We start from the raw sequence: 17,223 nt of genomic DNA, 5'->3' as shown, positions 1-17,223 counted from the left end.
GTGATGATCGAGTCGTGGTCACCGAGTGACCTGGATCGCCGACCCGAACGGAACACCACCATGGCCCAGCAGACCGCCGCGAACCCGCACGATCTCCCGCCCGACGTCGCGCTCTTCGTGGTCGACATCGTCGGCTACAGCAGGATCCACGAGACCGAGATGCCGAAGCTGCGGTCCGCGCTCGACGACGCGCTCGCGGAGTCGTTCGACCGGAGCGGCCTGTGCGACGAGTGGGCGGACCGGGCCACCGCCCGCGACACGGGCGACGGGTGGATCAAGATCCTGCCGGCCGCCCGCCTGGCACAGCTCGTGGACCCGGGCATCGCGCTGCTGGAAGAGGCGCTGCACCGGCACCACTGGCAGCGTCGCGCCTCGGCTCCCACGCTTCGCACCCGGGTGAGCGTCCACCTGGGGCCGCTGTCCGCCGACCACCGGGGCGACGCGATCAACGACGCCTGCCGGCTGGTCGACAGCGACGCCGTCCGGGCCGCCGCCGAAGTCGCGGCGGCGCACGAGTCGTTCACGGCGGCGATCCTCTCGGACGAGGTGTACCGCCGGGTCGTCGCGGCCCACCGAACCGTCCACCTGTCCGAGCGGGACTTCCTCGAAGTGTCCGCCACGGTGCGGCAGAAGCAGTTCAGCCGCACGGCGTGGGTGCACGTCCCCCGGCTCTCCCCCGCCCTGCTCACGGCCGGGGAGCCGGAGCCCGAGCCCGTCTCTCCCGCTCCGCCTTCCACGGGAGGCACGTTCCACATCGCCGGGAACGTCGGCACGGTCGCGAACTCGATCGGGACCATGACTGTCGGAGACATCAACTTCGCATGACAGAGGACGACCTGGAACGCCTCTTGGCCTTCCTGCCGGCGCCGAAGAGGGGCGAGCCGCGCAACCCCGAACCACCGATGATCGGCCATCAGGAGGTCGTTTCGGCTGCCACCGCGTCAACCGTGCCTGGTTCCGGTCCGACGTTGAACGTCGGCAACGCCGGTATCGCTGCCTTGCACATCGGCACCCTGGTCCAGAAGGTCCGGGGGGATCTGCTGCCGGCCAGGGAGCTCATCCGGGAGGAGATCCTCGGCTCCCCCACCTTCACAGACCCGGCCGCCTGGAACGACGCGCGGAATCAAGGCTGGGCTGCCCTCGCCGACCCCGACATCCGGGTCGTCATCATCGTGTCGCCGCGGGGCTTCGGTTCGACCACCTTCGCCCACCGGTTGTTGGCCACCCGGACCCCACAGTCGATGACACTCGTCCAGCTCGAACCGGAGTGGCAGGACCCGAAGGTCGAGAAGCTCCGCCTCGATTCCTCTCACGCCTATCAGCTCGATCTCAAGGACCCGGAGAAAGGCAGCCCTTCCCGGGATTTCCTGTCGGATCTGGCGAAGAAGGTCGAGAAGCTGAAGGCAGCCGGGTCGATCTGGGTTCTCACCGTTGCCACCGAACTGTGGGCGAGCCATTGGGCCTGGTCGGCACCGGGCGTTCAGGTCATCGCGCTCCGGTCGCCACCGGAGCCCCAGGCCGTCGTGGAGAAGGCACTCGCCGCGGCCGGGCATCCCTGGCTCATCGAGTACGTCCGGACACCGACCGCCCATACGCAGTTGTCAGCGGTCCGCGACGCCGTCCAGGCCGTCCAGGCCGCTTCCTCGGTCATCGACCAGTGGCGCGAGTACCAGTACGAACGGCCGCTCCAGGCCCGCGTCGTTGCGGCCGGTGCCGGCCGGCCACCGGGCGGCGGTCTCGACGCCGAGCTTCGGCAGCGGATCGAGAACGCTCTCGGAGACTGGCGCGCCGAGTTGGACGAGACCTTTGCCGGAGGCGGCGCCGGAAAGACGCTCTCGCTGGAGGACCGGTGCCTCCTGCTCTCGCTCGCGGTGCATCGCCGTGCGCCCGCAGCGGTGATCTCCAAGGACGCGCGGCTGCTGGAGAAGCTGATCGCCGAGGCCGACCGCACGACGACGCCGACCAACCTCGGCCAAGCCTTCGCGGGCCGGGGGCTCCGCCAGAGACTCACCGGCCTCCGGGCCGAGGTGAACTCCCAGGACGTCGTCGACTTCCACCGCCCCGGATTCGACCGCGCCGTCCTGGGCTACGTCTGGGACAACTACGAGGACATGCGTCCGGTGCTGCTGCGCTGGCTCGTGAAAATCACTCCGCCGAGCAATCGCCCCTCCGACCTGGGGGTGGCCTCCCTCACGGCTCTGGCCGTCCGGCACCAGAGTCCGGCAGTGCTGACGGACATCCGCGAAACCGCTGTACGCCTCGGCCGGACAGACGTCTGCGTGGCAGTCATGTGCCGTGCGCTGCTGACCGAGCAGATGGAGTGGGCCGTCTGGGCCCGGCTCTACGACTGGGCGGACCACCGCGCTGACACACAATTCCTGGTCGTGGCCGTAGCCGACCGCGTGCTGGCCGACCCCAAGAGCACACCGACCGCCCGAGGCAAGGCCCTCACCCGACTTCGCCGTGTCGCGTCGAACGCACAGAACGCCTCGGTGCTTCGCGAGGTCCTCACAACGTACCGACAACTGGCCGCCAACGAGGCCGGACGGGACCAGCTGCTGGACGAGGTGCTCTGGAAGCCTGAAGGCAAGCCTTCCCCACCCGGCAAGATCGCACTGTTGGCACTGGCCACCAGCCAGGAGGCGGCGGACCCTCCGCTGCCCTGGTTGCTCCGCATCGACGACGGCCAGAGGCGCGCCGCCGTGGACGACGGACTGCGTGAGCTGCTGTCGGACGCGGCCTTCGAAGCCGAGGCGGTGGAGGCGATCGCCAGGTGGCTGCAGGCCGCCGCCGGCGACATCCCGGCCTACCGGGTGGTCCTCGACCGCGCGGTGCCCCTGCTGCGAGGCCGTCCGTCGCGGACCGCGGGTGTCCATCTGATGCGCAGTATCGAGGGACTGGTCCTGCCCGACGGCAGCAGCGTCGGGGACGACGTGTGGGACGCGCTCTCGGCCACGGCCTGACGGTGTGACGGCCCGCGGGCCGTCACACCGGGAGCCGGGGTCAGGACAGGTCGACGCCCGGGTAGAGGGGGAAGTCGGCGAGGAGGTCGGCGGCACGCTTGGCGACGGACTCGGCGACGGCGGGGTCCAGGGCGTACTGGGCCTTGGACGGGGCGCCGGCGGCGGTGGTGGCCGGGGTGGTGGCGCGCAGGACGGTGTCGATGAGGTCCGCGATCTCGTCCATCTCGGCGGTGCCGAGGCCGCGAGTGGTGAGCGCCGGGGTGCCGAGCCGCACACCGGAGGTGTACCAGGCGCCGTTCGGGTCCTGCGGGACGGAGTTGCGGTTGGTGACGACGCCGGAGTCGAGCAGCGCGGCCTCGGCCTGGCGGCCGGTCAGGCCGTGGCCGGAGACGTCGGCGAGCACCAGGTGGTTGTCGGTGCCGCCGGTGACGAGCGTGCCGCCGCGGCGCAGCAGGCCCTCGGCGAGGGCCTGGGCGTTGTCGACGACCTGGCGGGCGTAGGCGCGGAACTCGGGGCGGCGGGCCTCCGCGAAGGCGACCGCCTTGGCGGCCATGACGTGCGAGAGCGGGCCGCCGAGCACCAGCGGGCAGCCGCGGTCGACGTGCTCGGCGAGTTCGGTGGTGCACAGCACCGCGCCGCCGCGCGGGCCGCGCAGCGACTTGTGGGTGGTCGTGGTGACGATGTCGGCGCACGGCACCGGGTCGAAGTCGCCGGTGAGCACCTTGCCCGCGACCAGGCCCGCGAAGTGCGCCATGTCGACCATCAGGGTGGCGCCGACCTCGTCGGCGATCTCGCGCATCTTCCGGAAGTTCACCAGCCGCGGGTAGGCGGAGTAGCCGGCCACCAGGATCAGCGGGCGGAACTCGCGGGCGGTGGCCCGCAGCGCGTCGTAGTCGATCAGGCCGGTGGCCGGGTCGGTGCCGTAGCTGCGCTGGTCGAACATCTTGCCGGAGATGTTGGGGCGGAAGCCGTGGGTGAGGTGGCCGCCGGTGTCCAGGGACATGCCGAGCATGCGCTGGTTGCCGAGCTCCCGGCGCAGCTCGGCCCAGTCCTGCTCGGTGAGGTCGTTGACGTTGCGGACCCTGGCGCGCTCCAGGGCGGGGCTCTCGACGCGCTGGGAGAGCACGGCCCAGAAGGCGGTGAGGTTGGCGTCGATGCCGGAGTGCGGCTGGACGTAGGCGTGGTCGGCGCCGAACAGGGCGCGGGCGTGCTCGGCGGCGACGGTCTCGACGGTGTCGACGTTGCGGCAGCCGGCGTAGAAGCGGCGGCCGGCGGTGCCCTCGGCGTACTTGTCGCTGAGCCAGTTGCCCATGGCGAGCAGGACGGCCGGGGAGGCGTAGTTCTCGCTGGCGATGAGCTTGAGCGAGGCGCGCTGGTCGTCGATCTCCCGGCCGATGGCGTCGGCGATCCGCGGTTCGACCTCGCGGACCACGTCGAGGGCGGAGCGGAAGGCGGTGTCGGCGGCGGGGGTGGCGGCCGTGTGCGGCTGCGGGGCCATGGCGGTCTCCTGGTGGGGAGGTCGGGAGGCCCAGGCGCTCGGCAACTGCGTCGTGTTCGGCACGGGGCCGCTTCCCGATGGTCGATTCCATCCGTGCGCGCCAGTCGCGGCCCGCCGGAATCGTACCAATGCCGGGCGGTCTGTGGCGGAGATCTCACCATACGGGACGGTGGCGGACATGACATGCCCTTTGTCCCGGTATGCCTGGTCCAGTGCTACGGCAGTATTGCGGCGGAATGAAGCCGAAACAATTCCCGAAACAAAGTACTCGAATCACCTCGGCGAAGCCTTCGGAATGATTTGCGGAAACTCCCCGCGATCCGATCTGATGACGCTCGTCGGCCTTCCGGGAAACCCCCGGAGCGGCCGGCCTGAAATGCACGTCGGCGCACCCTCGACAGCGGGGGCGGCGCAGAATTCGGGGAGTACGCCTCTCATGGCCGTGGTCGAACAAGTCGCAGCACCGGACGCCCCGGCGCCGTCCCCGGCGCCCGTCCCGACGAGCCTGCTGCGCCGCGTCTGCCGCGACCGCACCGGGGCCGTCGCGCTCGGCGTCGTGGTGTTCTTCCTGCTGATCGCCCTGGCGGCCCCGCTGATCGCCGCGCTGTACGGCAAGAACCCCACCGAGCACTACGGCCAGAACCTTCCGGGCCTGCTCAGCGACGGCGGCCTGCCGATCGCGCCGAACGGCGGCATCTCCGGCGAGTACTGGTTCGGCCTGGAGCCCGGCCTCGGCCGCGACGTGTTCACCCAGCTGCTCTACGGCATCCGCACCTCGCTGCTGATCGCCTTCGCCTCGGCCGCCGTGACCACCACCCTCGGGGTGCTGGCCGGGGTCGCGGTGGGCTACCTCGGCGGGGTCACCGACCGGCTCTTCGGCTTCCTGTCGAACGTCCTGCTGGCCTTCCCGACCCTGCTCCTGCTGCTCGCGCTCAGCCCGGTGATCCAGTCCCGGCTGGTCGATCCGGGCACCGCGGAACCGGAGTGGATGCAGTTCCTGGTGCTCGTCCTGGTCTTCTCCGCGTTCGGCTGGATTCCGCTCGCGCTTTCCCTGCGGGCCGCCGTCCGGTCGCTCCGCGAAAGGGATTTCGTGCAGTCCGCCCGGGCGCTCGGCGCAAGCGGATTCCATATCGTCTTCCGGGAACTCCTGCCGAATGTCCGGGCGCAGCTGCTGGTGCACGCCACCATGGCGGTGCCGACCTTCGTCGCCTCCGAGGCGGTGCTGTCCTTCCTCGGCGTGGGCGTCAACGAGCCGGTCCCGGACTGGGGCCGGATGATCTCCCGCGGCTCCGAGGTCTTCCAGGCCGACCCGACCTACATGTTCTTCCCCGGCCTCGCGCTGCTGGCCTTCGTGCTCGCCTTCAACCTGCTCGGCGACGCCGTCCGGGACGCCCTGGACCCGCGCGCCGCGCGCTGAGGCCTCCTCCCGAAAACTCCCGAAACCTCCCTCGTTCACACCGTTCACCCGACCCGCCCCGGAGCTCCCGGGGCAAGGAGAGATTCGCCATGCGCTGGATCAGACCGTCCCTCGCCGTCGTCGCGACCGCCCTGCTGGCGACGTCCTGCTCGGCCGGCGCGGGCACCACCGGCGGCGGCCCGGGCGCCGCCGCCAAGGACAGCTCGCCGCTGACCGCCGCGCTCGGCACCGAGCAGGAGAGCGCCGGCCCGGCCCCCGCCGTCCCCGGCGCCCGCCCGGGCGGCACGGTGAACGTCTACAACGCCACCGACTTCCGCCACCTGGACCCGCAGAAGGTGTACGCGGGCGCCACCTACAACACCTCGCTGCTGTGGGGCCGCCAGCTGACCCAGTACCAGGTGGTCGACGGCAAGGCCAAGCTGGTCGGCGACCTCGCCACCGACACCGGCACCTCCACCGACGGCGGCCGCACCTGGACGTACAAGCTGAAGGAGGGCGTGGCCTGGGAGGACGGCCAGCCGATCACCTCCCAGCAGGTCAAGTACGGCATCGAGCGCTCCTTCGGCAAGGGCTACGAGGTCGGCCCGCCGTACTGGCCGCAGTGGCTCACCGGCGAGGCCAGCTACGACGACGCCCGCAAGAAGTACGGCGGCCCGCAGGACGGCGACCTCGCCGCGATCGAGACGCCGGACGAGCGCACCGTCGTCTTCCACTTCCCGCAGCCGCAGGCCGACGTGCCGTACATGGCCGCGCAGTCCTCCTCCTCGCCGGTGCGCAAGGACAAGGACACCGGCGTCGACTACGACCGCCAGCCGTTCGCCACCGGCCCGTACCGGATCGTCGAGCACGTCCAGAACACCCGGCTGGTGCTGGAGCGCAACCCGAACTGGAAGCCGGAGACCGACCCGATCCGCAACCAGTACCCGGAGAAGTTCGTCTTCAGCTTCGGCAAGGAGGCGCTCAACATCAACCAGGAGATCCTCTCCGGTCGCGACGGCGGCGCCGACGCCACCACGGTCTCCACCCCGCTCTCCCCCGAGCTGTACCAGACCGTGGACACCGACCCGAAGGCCAAGGAGCTGGTCACCTCCGGCCGGCGGGGCGCCTTCGTCACCTACCTCATGGTCAACAACGAGCGGGTGACCGACGTCGAGGTCCGCCGGGCCCTCAACCTCGCCTACCCGCGCCAGCAGGCCCGCCAGGTCCAGGGCGGCAGCCGGGTCGGCGAGTTCGCCAGTACGCTCAGCTCACCCGCCCTGGTCGACTGGCAGAAGTACGACCTGAACCCGGCGAAGCCGGAGGGCGACCCGGAGGCCGCCAAGGCCGCGCTGGCCAAGGCCAAGCAGCCGCCCGCGCCGCTCACCTACGCGTACGCCAACACGCCCGACGGGCAGCGGGTCGCCCAGGTGCTGGTCGACGGCTTCGCCAAGGCCGGCATCACGGTCGTGCCCAAGCCGGTCGACGCCAAGGCCCTGCTGGACGAGGCGCACCGCGCCGACTCCCCGTACGACCTGTGGGAGGAGACCAGCTCGGTCGACTGGCCGACGCCCTCCACCCTGATCCCGTTCTCCTTCGACGGCCGCGCCAACGCCGATCTCAACTCCGCCCGCTACCACAACGGCGAGGTGGACAAGGAGATCGACCGGATCAACCAGATCGGCGAGCCGCACGCCAAGGCCAAGGAGCTGTACGCCCTGGAGCAGACGGTGATGAAGGACCTGCCGGTGCTGCCGTGGGTCTACCCGAACGTCGACCAGCTGCACGGCGCCAACGTCGGCGGCTCGTTCATCCACCCGATCTACGGGTCGGTCAGCCTCGCCTGGCTCTACCTGAAGTCCTGACGCCCCGAAGTCCCCGGACGGTCCCGCCGCGCGCCTCCCCCGAGGAGCGCGCGCGGCGGGGCCACCGCCCCGACGCCCCCCGACCCCGGACCGGCCACCATGCTCTCCTTCGCCCTGCGGCGGATCCTCCAGGCGCTCGCCGTCCTGGCCGCCGTCTCCGCCGCCGCCTTCGCCCTCTTCTACGCCGGCCCCGCCGACCCCGCGCGCGCCGCCTGCGGCCCGCGCTGCGACACCGGCCAGGTCGCGGCGGTCCGCACGAGCATGGGCCTGGACCAGCCGCTGCTCACCCAGTACACCGACTACCTCACCGGGATCGTCGCCGGCCGGGACGTCCAGGACGTCGACGGTTCCACCCGCCACTGCGACGCGCCCTGCCTCGGCTACTCCTACCGGCTGCACCAGCCGGTCACCGAGGCGCTGGCCGACCACCTGCCGGTGACCGTCTCGCTGGCCGCGGGCGCGCTGGCCGTGCTGGTGCTGCTCGGGCTCGGCACCGGCTTCGTCGCCGCGCTGCGGCACGGCACCCGCACCGACAAGCTGCTGTCCGGCTTCACCCTGGTCGGCGCCAGCGTGCAGATCTACTTCCTCGGCTACGTCGCCCAGTGGGGGCTCGTGTACACCACCGGACTGCTGCCGCTGCCCTCCTACACCCCGCCGGCCGCCGACCCCGTCGCCTGGGCGGGCGGTCTGCTGCTGCCCTGGCTCGTCCTCGGCTTCGTCAACTCGGCGGTGTTCGCCCGGCTCACGCGCTCCCAGCTGCTGGAGACGATGAACGAGGAGTACGTGCGCACCGCCCGCGGCAAGGGCCTCGGCCGGTTGCGCACCCACCTCAAGTACACCTCGCGCGGCGCCGCCGGACCGCTGGTGCAGCTGCTCGGCCTGGAGGCGGGCGCGCTGCTCGGCGGCGCGGTGATCACCGAGACGGTGTTCGGGCTGAACGGCGTGGGCCGCTTCGCCCTGGAGGCCGTCGAGGGGCAGGACCTGCCGGCCGTGGTCGGCGCCGTCCTGCTGGCCGCCTGCTTCGTCGTGCTGTTCGTCGCGCTGGCCGACCTCGCGGTGGCCTGGCTCGACCCGCGCATCCGCCTCGGCTGACCGTCCCCGCCGCCCCCTTCTGGAGCCCCACCGTGAACCCCTCCCCCGCCGCCGCCCCCGGGCACAGCACCGAGCAGCACGCCGAACAGCTCACCGAGCAGGGCGCCGAGCCGCCGGTGCTCAGCGTCCGGAACCTGTCCGTCACCTTCGCCGACCCGCGCGGCGGCGCGCCCGTCGCGGCCGTGAACGGGCTCTCCTTCGACCTCGCCCGCGGCGAGGTGCTCGGTCTGGTCGGCGAGTCCGGATCCGGCAAGTCCGCCACCGGGCTCGCCGTGCTCGGCCTGCACGACCCGCGCACCACCACCGTCACCGGCTCGATCCGGCTGGCCGGGCAGGAGCTGGTGGGCGCCGGGGAGCCGGTGCTGCGGCAGGTGCGCGGCGGGCGGGCGGCGCTGGTCTTCCAGGACGCGCTGACCTCGCTCAGCCCCTTCCACGGCGTCGACGCGCAGCTCGCCGAGATGTACCGGCTGCACCACCCCGACGCGGGCCGGGCCGAGTCCCGCCGGCGGGCGGCGGCGATGCTGGACCGGGTCGGCATCCCGGCCGCCCGGGTGCGCGACTACCCGCACCAGTTCTCCGGCGGCATGCGCCAGCGCGTGATGATCGCGATGGCGCTGATGAACGACCCCGACGTGCTGATCGCCGACGAGCCGACCACCGCGCTCGACGCCCGCGTCCAGCGCCAGGTGCTGGACCTGCTGGGCGAGCTGCAGCGCGAGCACGGCACCGCGGTGCTGCTGGTCAGCCACGACCTCGGGGTGGTCGCCGGCACCACGGACCGCACCCTGGTGCTGCGCGGCGGCCGACCGGTGGAGAGCGCGCCAACCGCCACCCTGCTGGCCGCGCCCCGCGAGCCGTACACCCGGGCCCTGGTGGGCGCGGCGCTCACCCTGGACTCGGTCCCGGGCACGCCGCTGCCGACCGTAGACGACCCGTCACCCGTGCCCCGGACCGCCGCCCGCACCGGGCCGTCCGGCGCGTCGGACGGCGCGCCGGCCCTCACGCCGGACGGCCGCTGGCTGGTCGAGGTCGAGGACCTCGCCGTGCACTTCCCCGGCCGCCGCCGCGGCCTGCCCCTGCCGGGGCGCGGGCGGCCCGCACCGGTGCGCGCCGTCGAGGGCGTCAGCCTGCGCATCGCCCCCGGCGAGACGCTCGGCCTGGTCGGCGAGTCCGGCTCCGGCAAGTCCACCACCTCCCGGGTGCTGGCCGGCCTCCAGGCCGCCACCGCCGGCACCGTCCGCTACGACGGCGTCGACGCCACCGCCCCCGACCGGGCGCTGCGGCGACGGCTCGCCAAGGAGGTCCAGCTGGTCTTCCAGGACCCGTACGCCTCGCTCAACCCGCGCCGCACCGTCGCGCAGACCCTGGACACCCCGCTGCGGCTGCACACCGCGCTGGACGCCGGGCAGCGGCGCGCCCGCTCCGCCGAGCTGCTGGAGCAGGTCGGCCTGCCGGCCGCCCACCTGGACCGCTACCCGCACGAGTTCTCCGGCGGCCAGCGCCAGCGGATCGGCATCGCCCGCGCGCTCGCCCCCGAACCGCGGCTGATCATCGCCGACGAACCGGTCTCCGCCCTGGACGTCTCGGTCCAGGCGCAGGTGCTCAACCTGCTGATGGAGCTGCGCGAACGCCTCGGCGTCGCCTTCCTCTTCGTCTCCCACGACCTCGCGGTGGTGCGCCACTTCTGCGACCGCGTCGCCGTGATGCACCGCGGCCGCCTGGTCGAGTCCACCGACCGCGACCGGCTGTTCGCCGCGCCGCACACCGAGTACACCCGGGAGCTGCTCGCCGCCGCCCACTAGGGTCTGCCCGGCGGCCGGTGGTGTCGGTCCCCCTTCCGGGCAGGCGCTCCGCCTACGATCAGTCACCGACCGTGAGCACACGGCCACTCGCCCCCTCCCTGGAAAAGGGGTCCCCCGATGACCACGCTCGTCAGCAGATCCGTCACCCTGGTCGCCCTCGTGGGCCGCCTCAACCCCGCGGCCTGGGACGGACTGATCCCCCACACCTTCGCCCTCGGCGTCGCCGCCGGCGCTCGCCCCGCCGCCCGCGCCGAGGAGAACGGCGGCGATCCGGCCGAGCTGAACCCGCAGCCGCTGCCGCCCGTCGCCACCGCGCTGCGGCTCGCCGTCGCCGGCACGGTCGGCGCCGTGGCCAATGCCGCCATCACCGCCCGCGTCTCCGGCGGCGACGCCCGGCAGATCCTCGCCGAGGTGGGCGACGACTGGTGCGGCACCCCGACCGGCCGGATCCCGTGGCCCCGGCACTGGCCGCTGCCCTGGCCGCCGGCCGGCCCCCTCCCGATCGACCCCGGCTACGCCACCCCAGCCGTCCAGGCCCAGGCCGCGCTCGCCTTCCAGGGCTATGCCGACGGTGTCGCCGAGGAGCAACTGCGGTCCTCCTTCGGCGAGTTGGCCGAGCGACTGGCGGACGCGGCGCTGCGGACCGCGGGCTGACCGGCCGACCGGGGAGCCGGCGGGCCCCGGCGCCGCCGGCCTTCCGCGGCCTTCCGCGGGCCTCCACGGACCCCGCGCCGGCCACTTCGCGGCTTCGGCTGCGCGCCCGGCGCCCGGCGGGTTAGCGTGCTGCGTCCGACCGTTACGCCTGAACTCCGTTGTGATTGCCGGGACCGACCAGCCGGGGGAGACGTGTCCGAGGAACTGCTGCTCGCGAGGATCAACCACGGCTTCGACCACCTCGACGCCGACGGGGACGGCCTGCTGACCGAGCACGACCACGTGCTGATGGGCCATGCGGTGGCCCGGTCGCTGGGCCACGCGGAGGGGTCGCGCGCCGAGCAGCGGATCGTCGCCGCCTACCTCGCCATCTGGCGGGACCTGCACGTCTCCCACCTGCCGATCGGGACCACCGCGATCAGCCGCCGGCAGTTCGTCGCCTCCACCCGCGCGCTCGCCGACGACCCGGTGGCCGCGCGGACGGTCTTCGGGGCACTCGCCGAGGCCTTCCTGGCCATCGCCGACGTGGACGGCAGCGGGACGGTCGACGCGGGCGAGTTCTTCGTCTTCCAGCGCGGCCACTTCTCCGCGCTCTCCCGCGACGACGCGGACGAGGCCTTCCGCCGGCTCGACCTGGACGGCGACGGCACGCTCTCCGCCGAGGAGTTCATCTCCGGCCTGATCGAGTTCTGGACCAGCCGCGCCCCGCAGGCCCCCGGCCACTGGTGGGCCGGCCGCCCGCCCTACCTCGACTGACCGGCCGTCACTCCTCCACGTCGTCCGGGAAGTCGCGCAGCGCGCGCACCTCGCGGGTCAGCAGCAGCGGCAACAGGGAGAGCAGCGCCACCCCGGCGACCACCCAGAGCGCCGGACGCGTACCGACCGCCGACCCGAGCAGACCCCCGGCGGCGGCGCCCAGCGGCAGGGTGCCCCAGATGACGAAGCGCACCGAGGCGTTCATCCGGGCCTGCAGCGCCGCCGGGGTCACCGCCTGCCGCAGGCTCACCTGGGCGATGTTGTAGGCGGTGATGCCGCAGGCCATCAGCCCGGCCGCGGCCGCCAGGGTGGGGACGGCCCGGCCCGGCCCGGCCGTGGCGAGCAGCAGCACGCCGAGGCCGGGCAGGAGGCGGGAGGCCAGCAGCAGCCGGCCCAGGCCCAGCACCCGGACCAGCCGGGCGGTGAACAGCGCGCCGAGCAGGGCGCAGGCGTTGCCGAGCATCAGCGCGAGGCCGAGCCGGCCGGGCGAGAGCCCGAGGTCCCGCAGGGCGAAGGCGGGCAGCAGGGCGCTGAGCGCGCCGCCGAGCCCGGCCAGGTTGGCGACGGCGGTGGCCAGGGCGAGCGAGCGCAGGACGCGGTGGCGCAGCACGAACCGCAGGCCCTCGGCGATCCGGGCGCGCATCCGCTCCGGCGCCGCGGGCGGTCGCGGGTCCGCCCCGGTGCCCGCGCCGGCGGCCGGGGCGGCGCCCGACGCCGGGGGGCGGATCACGCCGAGGAGCAGCGCCGAGACGAGGTAGCTGACCGCGTCGGCGAGCAGGACCAGCGGGGCCGTCACCCACTGGAGCAGCAGGCCGGACAGGCCCGGTCCGGCGAGTTCGGCCGCCGAACGGGAGAACTCCAGGCGGCCGTTGGCGGCCGCGACCTGGCGGCGGCCGACGACCTCGGGCAGGAAGGCCTGGTCGGCGATGTCGAAGAAGACGGTGAACAGGCCGGTGACAAAGGCGACCGCGCAGAGCAGCGGCACGCTCAGCACGCCCAGCGCGTGGCCGAGCGGGACGACGCCGAGCGCGACCGCCCGGCCCGCGTCCGCGGCCACCATCACCCGCCGCCGGTCCCAGCGGTCGAGCAGCGCGCCGGCGGGCAGGCCGACCAGCAGGAAGGGCAGGGTCTCGGCGGCCGAGACCAGGCCGAGCTGGCCGGGGGTCGCGCCGACGGTGGCGAGCGCGAGGACGGGCAGCACGAAGAGGCTCAGCTGGGTGCCGAACTGGCTGACGGTGTGGGCGGACCAGAGGGCGGCGAAGTTCCGCTGCCGCCACAGGGCCGGTGGCGGGGCGGCCGAGGGGCCCGCCCCGGTGGCCGTCGCCGTCCGCGTGCTCGTCATACCGCCGCTCCCCCAGCCCCCGCCCCGGCTCCCCCTCCGGGCCGGGCACCCGACGGATGGTAGTCGAATGATCCGCCCCGGCGTGGGCACCCGGCGGATCCCGGGCCGGGGCCGGCGCGGGAGCGGCGGGTGGCTCGCCGAGGCGGGCGACCCGGGTGGCGCGACGGTCTTCTCCGTCCTCGCCCGCACCCACCGCACCCACCGCACACCGCCGCCGGCGGGCGCCCGGGGCCTGGTGCCGGGCCTGGGCCCGGGCGTCACCCTGAGCACCCTGCTCGCCACCCGGTCCGGCCCCGCGGACCGACGCCGCGCGCGTAGGCTGGCGGTCATGCTCCTGTGGATCAACGGCCCGTTCGGCGGCGGCAAGACGCAGGTCGCGCACGAGCTGCTGCGCCGGCTGCCCGGCAGTGTCGTCTGCGACCCGGAGGAGGTCGGCTTCGGCCTGCACCGGATGACCCCGAAGCCGCTGCGCGGCGACTTCCGGGACCTGCCGGCCTGGCGCCAGGGCGTGTTCGAGGTACTGGAGCGCACGCTCGCCGGCCACCCGGGCACGGTGATCGTCCCGATGACGGTCACCGAGCCCGCCCACTTCGCCGAGACGGTCGGCCGACTACGCGAACGCGGCCACGACGTACGGCACTTCGCGCTGCTCGCGGAGCGCGCGGAGGTGCTGCGGCGGCTGCGCGAGCGCGCCGGTGGCCGGGCCCTGCAGCTGATCGCCGGCAAGGAGGCTCCGCTGCGCCGGGAGTCCTTCGCGGTCACCCGGCTGGACCACTGCCTGGAGCGGCTGAGCGGCCCCGCGTTCGGCGAGCACGTGCGGACCGACGCGCTGACCGTCCCCGAGGTCGCCGAGCGCCTCGCCGCCTCGGCCGGTCTGACGCTCGCCCCCGACACCGACGGCCCGCTGCGCGCCCGGCTGCGGCGCGCCGCCGTCGGCGTGCGCCACATCCGCTTCGTCTGAGAGGACGGCACCCCACCGTGCGACGGTTCATCCTCACCGGCACCCCGGGGTCCGGGAAGACCACGCTCCTGGAGGAGCTGGCGCGGCGCGGCCACGACGTCGTGCCGGAGGCCGCGACCGATGTGATCGCCCGGCGGCAGGCCGCCGGGGAGGCGGCGCCCTGGGAGCGGGTCGGCTTCGTCGACGAGGTGGCGGACGTGCAGCGGGCGCGCGCCGCGGCGGGCCCGCCGGCCGCGCCCGGGGCGGTCCGCTTCCACGACCGCTCCCCGGTCTGCACCGAGGCGCTCAGGATCTTCCTCGGCCGCCCCGCCTCGCCCTCGCTCACCGCGGAGCTGGACCGGATCGAGGCCGAGGCCACCTACCGGCGCGAGGTGTTCTTCGTCCGCGGGCTCGGCTTCGTCGAGCGGACCGCCGCCCGCCGGATCTCGCTCGCGGACGCGCTCGCCTTCGAGCGGCTGCACGAGGAGGTCTACCGGGCGCGCGGCTACCGGCTGATCGAGGTTCCGGCGGCCGCGGTGTCCGCGCGGGCGGACCTGGTCGAGGCGGCGGTGCGGGAGATCGTCCCGGAGGCCTGATCGGGCCTGATCAGGCCTCCGGGACAGTGCGGGCGACCAGGGTGTCGACCAGGGCCGGGAGGGCGTCGGGGCCGAGCACGCCGGGCAGGGTGAGGTGCTCGACGAGCAGGCCGGTCATCGCGAGGTAGAGGACGACGACGGTCTCGCGGTCGCCGGGCAGGCCCTCGTCCAGGTGGTAGGCGATGTTGGCGTCCAGCTGCTCGCGGACGGTGGCGGTGAGCCGGGCGCGCACGTCCGGGCGGCGGGTGGCCTCCAGACGCAGTTCCAGCAGCGCGAGGTAGCCGGAGCGGTCGGCGTCGATGCGCCGCACCAGGTCGTGCATCAGAGCGGTGACCAGGGCCCGGTCGCGGGGCGCGCGCAGCAGCTCGCCGATGATCGCCGGGTCGGGGGTGAGCCGGTGGTGGACGTGCCGGGCGGTCTGGTCGAGCAGGTCGTCGCGGCCGGTGAAGTAGTTGGACGCGGTACCGGCCGGCACGCCCGCCCGCAGGTCCACGGCGCGGAAGGTGAGTCCGCGCGCCCCCTGCTCGGCGAGGACGTCGACGGCCGCGTCGGTGAGCGCGGCACGGCGGGCGGGGTTCTGGGCCATCGCTGAAGCTCCCTCAGGACATCTCTTGCAACCACTACAGACGAAGTACTATAACTGTCGTGGTTGATCGATCCGAGCAGGGTCGGTCCGACCGAAGTCGATCCGAACAAAGGACCTGGATGCGAAAGCTCACGTACTACGTCGGCACCACCGTCGACGGCTTCATCGCCGCCCCGGACGGCGACTACCAATTCCTCATGCCGTACGTCGGCGGGGAATTCCTGTCCCACCTGTGCGCCGAGTACCCGGAGACGGTGCCGACCCCCGGCCGGGCCGCGCTGGGGATCGCCGAGGCGCCCAACCGGCGCTTCGACACCGTGGTCATGGGCCGCGGCACCTACCAGCCGGGGCTGGCCGTGGGCCTCACCAGCCCCTACGCCCACCTGCGGCAGATCGTCTTCTCGCGCGGCCTGGGCGAGAGCCCCGACCCCGCCGTGGAGATCACCGCGGCCGACCCGCTGGACGTGGTGCGGGAGCTCAAGCGGCAGGACGGCCTCGGCATCTGGCTCTGCGGCGGCGGCGAGCTGGCCGGCCGGCTGCTGCCGGAGATCGACGAGCTGATCGTCAAGCAGTCCCCGGTGGCGATCGGCGCCGGGGTGCCGCTGTTCCGCGCGGGCTTCGCCCCGCACACCTTCACCCTCACGGACTCCCGGGTCTTCCCCAACGGGGTCACCGTGCGGACCTTCGGGCGGACGACCGCGCCGACAGCCGGCTGACGCTCACCACCAGGCAGACGCCCGCGACCACGATCGCCCCACCCAGCAGGGTGGGGCCGGTCAGCGGCTCGGCCAGCACCAGCCGGCCCAGCAGCACGGCCACCACCGGGTTCACATAGGCGTAGGTGGCGACCAGGGTCAGCGGGGCGGAGCGCAGCAGCCAGGCGTACGCGGTGAAGGCGACCAGCGAGCCGAACACCACCAGGAAGCCCAGGGCCAGCCAGGAGCGGGTGGAGATGTCACCGGGGTGCAGGCCGTGCTGCTCCCCGCGGGCCAGTCCGATCAGCGCGTTGCCGAGCCCGCCGGCCAGCATCTGGTAGGCGCTGGCGGCGAACACGTTGGCGGGCATCCGGATGTGCTTGGACGCGAAGGAGCCGAACGCCCAGGTGAGGGTGCCGCAGAGGACGGCGATCACCCCGGCGGGCGCGATGTCGCCGCCGAGCGCGGGGGCGGACAGCACGGCCAGACCGACCAGTCCGAGCAGCACCCCGGCCAGCTCGGCCGGCTTCGGCCGGTCCCCGCCCGCCGCCGTCAGCAGCACCATCCACAGCGGCACGGCGGCGACCAGCAGCGCGGCCAGGCCCGAGGGGACCCAGGTCTCGCCGAGCACCACCAGACCGTTGCCGCCGGTCAGCAGCAGGCCGCCGACCAGGGCCGAGGAGCCCAGCCGGCGCAGGTCCACCCGCAGGGCGGACCGGCCGTAGCGGACGGCGACGAACCCGGCGAGCAGCAGTCCGGCGGTCAGGAAGCGCGCGGCGGCGGAGAGGAAGGACGGCATCGTCTCGACCGTGATCCGGATCGCCAGGTACGTCGAACCCCACACCACGTAGACGATGGCCAGCGCCACCCACACGCCCGCCCCGAGCCGCGCCGCGGCGGGAGCGGGGCCTGTGGGCAGGGCGTCCGCGGCCGGGGCCGGTCTGCGCTCGGCGGGAGCTGTCACGGGTGTCCCCCTTGGACGGTGCTGGCAGATGTACCCGCCATGACACCGCACCGGGCCCCCGCGCGCCAGTGGGTATC

The 17,223-nt window shown here is 73.7% G+C and carries 15 protein-coding genes and 1 riboswitch; of the genes, 11 read left to right on the top strand and 4 right to left on the bottom strand.

Annotated elements, in window-relative coordinates; genetic code table 11:
- Positions 1–60 precede the first annotated feature (60 nt).
- A complete protein-coding gene (locus ACFVVU_RS25285) occupies positions 61–825 on the top strand; it encodes a hypothetical protein (protein ID WP_387792362.1) in 765 nt (254 codons plus the stop codon).
- A complete protein-coding gene (locus ACFVVU_RS25280) occupies positions 822–2,963 on the top strand; it encodes a hypothetical protein (protein ID WP_387792361.1) in 2,142 nt (713 codons plus the stop codon). Before ACFVVU_RS25285 ends, ACFVVU_RS25280 begins: the two co-directional genes overlap by 4 nt.
- A gap of 40 nt (positions 2,964–3,003) precedes the next feature.
- On the opposite strand, the gene ACFVVU_RS25275 is transcribed toward ACFVVU_RS25280, so the two are convergent.
- The gene (locus ACFVVU_RS25275; RefSeq protein ID WP_387792359.1) at positions 3,004–4,461 is read right to left on the bottom strand and encodes a glycine hydroxymethyltransferase; all 1,458 of its coding nucleotides are present in this window, start codon (positions 4,459–4,461) and stop codon (positions 3,004–3,006) included.
- Between the two features lie 21 nt (positions 4,462–4,482).
- Positions 4,483–4,579, bottom strand: a riboswitch (ZMP/ZTP riboswitch).
- 318 nt (positions 4,580–4,897) lie between these two features.
- Here ACFVVU_RS25275 and ACFVVU_RS25270 point away from each other — a divergent pair.
- The 6 genes from ACFVVU_RS25270 (at position 4,898) to ACFVVU_RS25245 (ending at position 12,023) form a co-directional block, all read left to right on the top strand.
- Complete coding sequence (locus ACFVVU_RS25270; RefSeq protein WP_380685993.1) at positions 4,898–5,878, top strand: ABC transporter permease; 981 nt, start codon at positions 4,898–4,900, stop codon at positions 5,876–5,878.
- A gap of 89 nt (positions 5,879–5,967) precedes the next feature.
- Entirely contained in the window at positions 5,968–7,719 is a 1,752-nt protein-coding gene (locus tag ACFVVU_RS25265; RefSeq protein ID WP_387792358.1) for an ABC transporter substrate-binding protein, read from the top strand.
- Between the two features lie 99 nt (positions 7,720–7,818).
- Positions 7,819–8,811: an ABC transporter permease gene (locus tag ACFVVU_RS25260; protein WP_380715433.1), complete on the top strand. Its 993-nt coding sequence runs from the start codon at positions 7,819–7,821 to the stop codon at positions 8,809–8,811.
- 32 nt (positions 8,812–8,843) lie between these two features.
- Positions 8,844–10,613 carry a dipeptide ABC transporter ATP-binding protein gene (locus ACFVVU_RS25255; protein ID WP_387792356.1) on the top strand — a complete coding sequence of 590 codons (1,770 nt, stop codon included), beginning with the start codon at positions 8,844–8,846 and terminating at the stop codon, positions 10,611–10,613.
- Positions 10,614–10,730: 117 nt separating this feature from the next.
- Positions 10,731–11,267 carry a hypothetical protein gene (locus ACFVVU_RS25250; RefSeq protein WP_387792354.1) on the top strand — a complete coding sequence of 179 codons (537 nt, stop codon included), beginning with the start codon at positions 10,731–10,733 and terminating at the stop codon, positions 11,265–11,267.
- Positions 11,268–11,459: 192 nt separating this feature from the next.
- Complete coding sequence (locus ACFVVU_RS25245) at positions 11,460–12,023, top strand: EF-hand domain-containing protein (protein ID WP_380688508.1); 564 nt, start codon at positions 11,460–11,462, stop codon at positions 12,021–12,023.
- Between the two features lie 7 nt (positions 12,024–12,030).
- On the opposite strand, the gene ACFVVU_RS25240 is transcribed toward ACFVVU_RS25245, so the two are convergent.
- Positions 12,031–13,365: an MFS transporter gene (locus ACFVVU_RS25240; RefSeq protein ID WP_387792352.1), complete on the bottom strand. Its 1,335-nt coding sequence runs from the start codon at positions 13,363–13,365 to the stop codon at positions 12,031–12,033.
- A gap of 328 nt (positions 13,366–13,693) precedes the next feature.
- Here ACFVVU_RS25240 and ACFVVU_RS25235 point away from each other — a divergent pair, with 328 nt between their 5' ends.
- Together ACFVVU_RS25235 and ACFVVU_RS25230 are read left to right on the top strand one after the other, a co-directional pair.
- On the top strand, positions 13,694–14,326 hold the full coding sequence (locus tag ACFVVU_RS25235) for an AAA family ATPase (RefSeq protein ID WP_387792435.1): 633 nt from the start codon (positions 13,694–13,696) through the stop codon (positions 14,324–14,326).
- Between the two features lie 17 nt (positions 14,327–14,343).
- Positions 14,344–14,901, top strand: a complete 558-nt coding sequence (locus tag ACFVVU_RS25230) for an AAA family ATPase (RefSeq protein ID WP_380688504.1) — start codon at positions 14,344–14,346, stop codon at positions 14,899–14,901.
- A gap of 10 nt (positions 14,902–14,911) precedes the next feature.
- Here ACFVVU_RS25230 and ACFVVU_RS25225 read toward each other — a convergent pair whose 3' ends face one another.
- Positions 14,912–15,487, bottom strand: coding sequence for a TetR/AcrR family transcriptional regulator (locus ACFVVU_RS25225; protein ID WP_380689765.1), 576 nt, complete (start codon positions 15,485–15,487; stop codon positions 14,912–14,914).
- 119 nt (positions 15,488–15,606) lie between these two features.
- On the opposite strand from ACFVVU_RS25225, the gene ACFVVU_RS25220 reads away from it, so the two are divergent.
- On the top strand, positions 15,607–16,203 hold the full coding sequence (locus tag ACFVVU_RS25220) for a dihydrofolate reductase family protein (RefSeq protein WP_387792351.1): 597 nt from the start codon (positions 15,607–15,609) through the stop codon (positions 16,201–16,203).
- On the opposite strand, the gene ACFVVU_RS25215 is transcribed toward ACFVVU_RS25220, so the two are convergent.
- Positions 16,157–17,146 (bottom strand): EamA family transporter, encoded by a 990-nt coding sequence (locus ACFVVU_RS25215; RefSeq protein ID WP_380689761.1) that lies wholly within the window; start codon positions 17,144–17,146, stop codon positions 16,157–16,159. The two genes, ACFVVU_RS25220 and ACFVVU_RS25215, sit on opposite strands and share 47 nt — an antisense overlap.
- Positions 17,147–17,223: the final 77 nt, after the last annotated feature.

The organism is Kitasatospora sp. NPDC057965 (assembly GCF_042887135.1).
In the GTDB taxonomy this organism is placed as follows: domain Bacteria; phylum Actinomycetota; class Actinomycetes; order Streptomycetales; family Streptomycetaceae; genus Kitasatospora.
The sequence above is the reverse complement of the archived record's forward strand: the minus strand, read 5'-3'. Positions and strand labels throughout refer to the sequence as shown.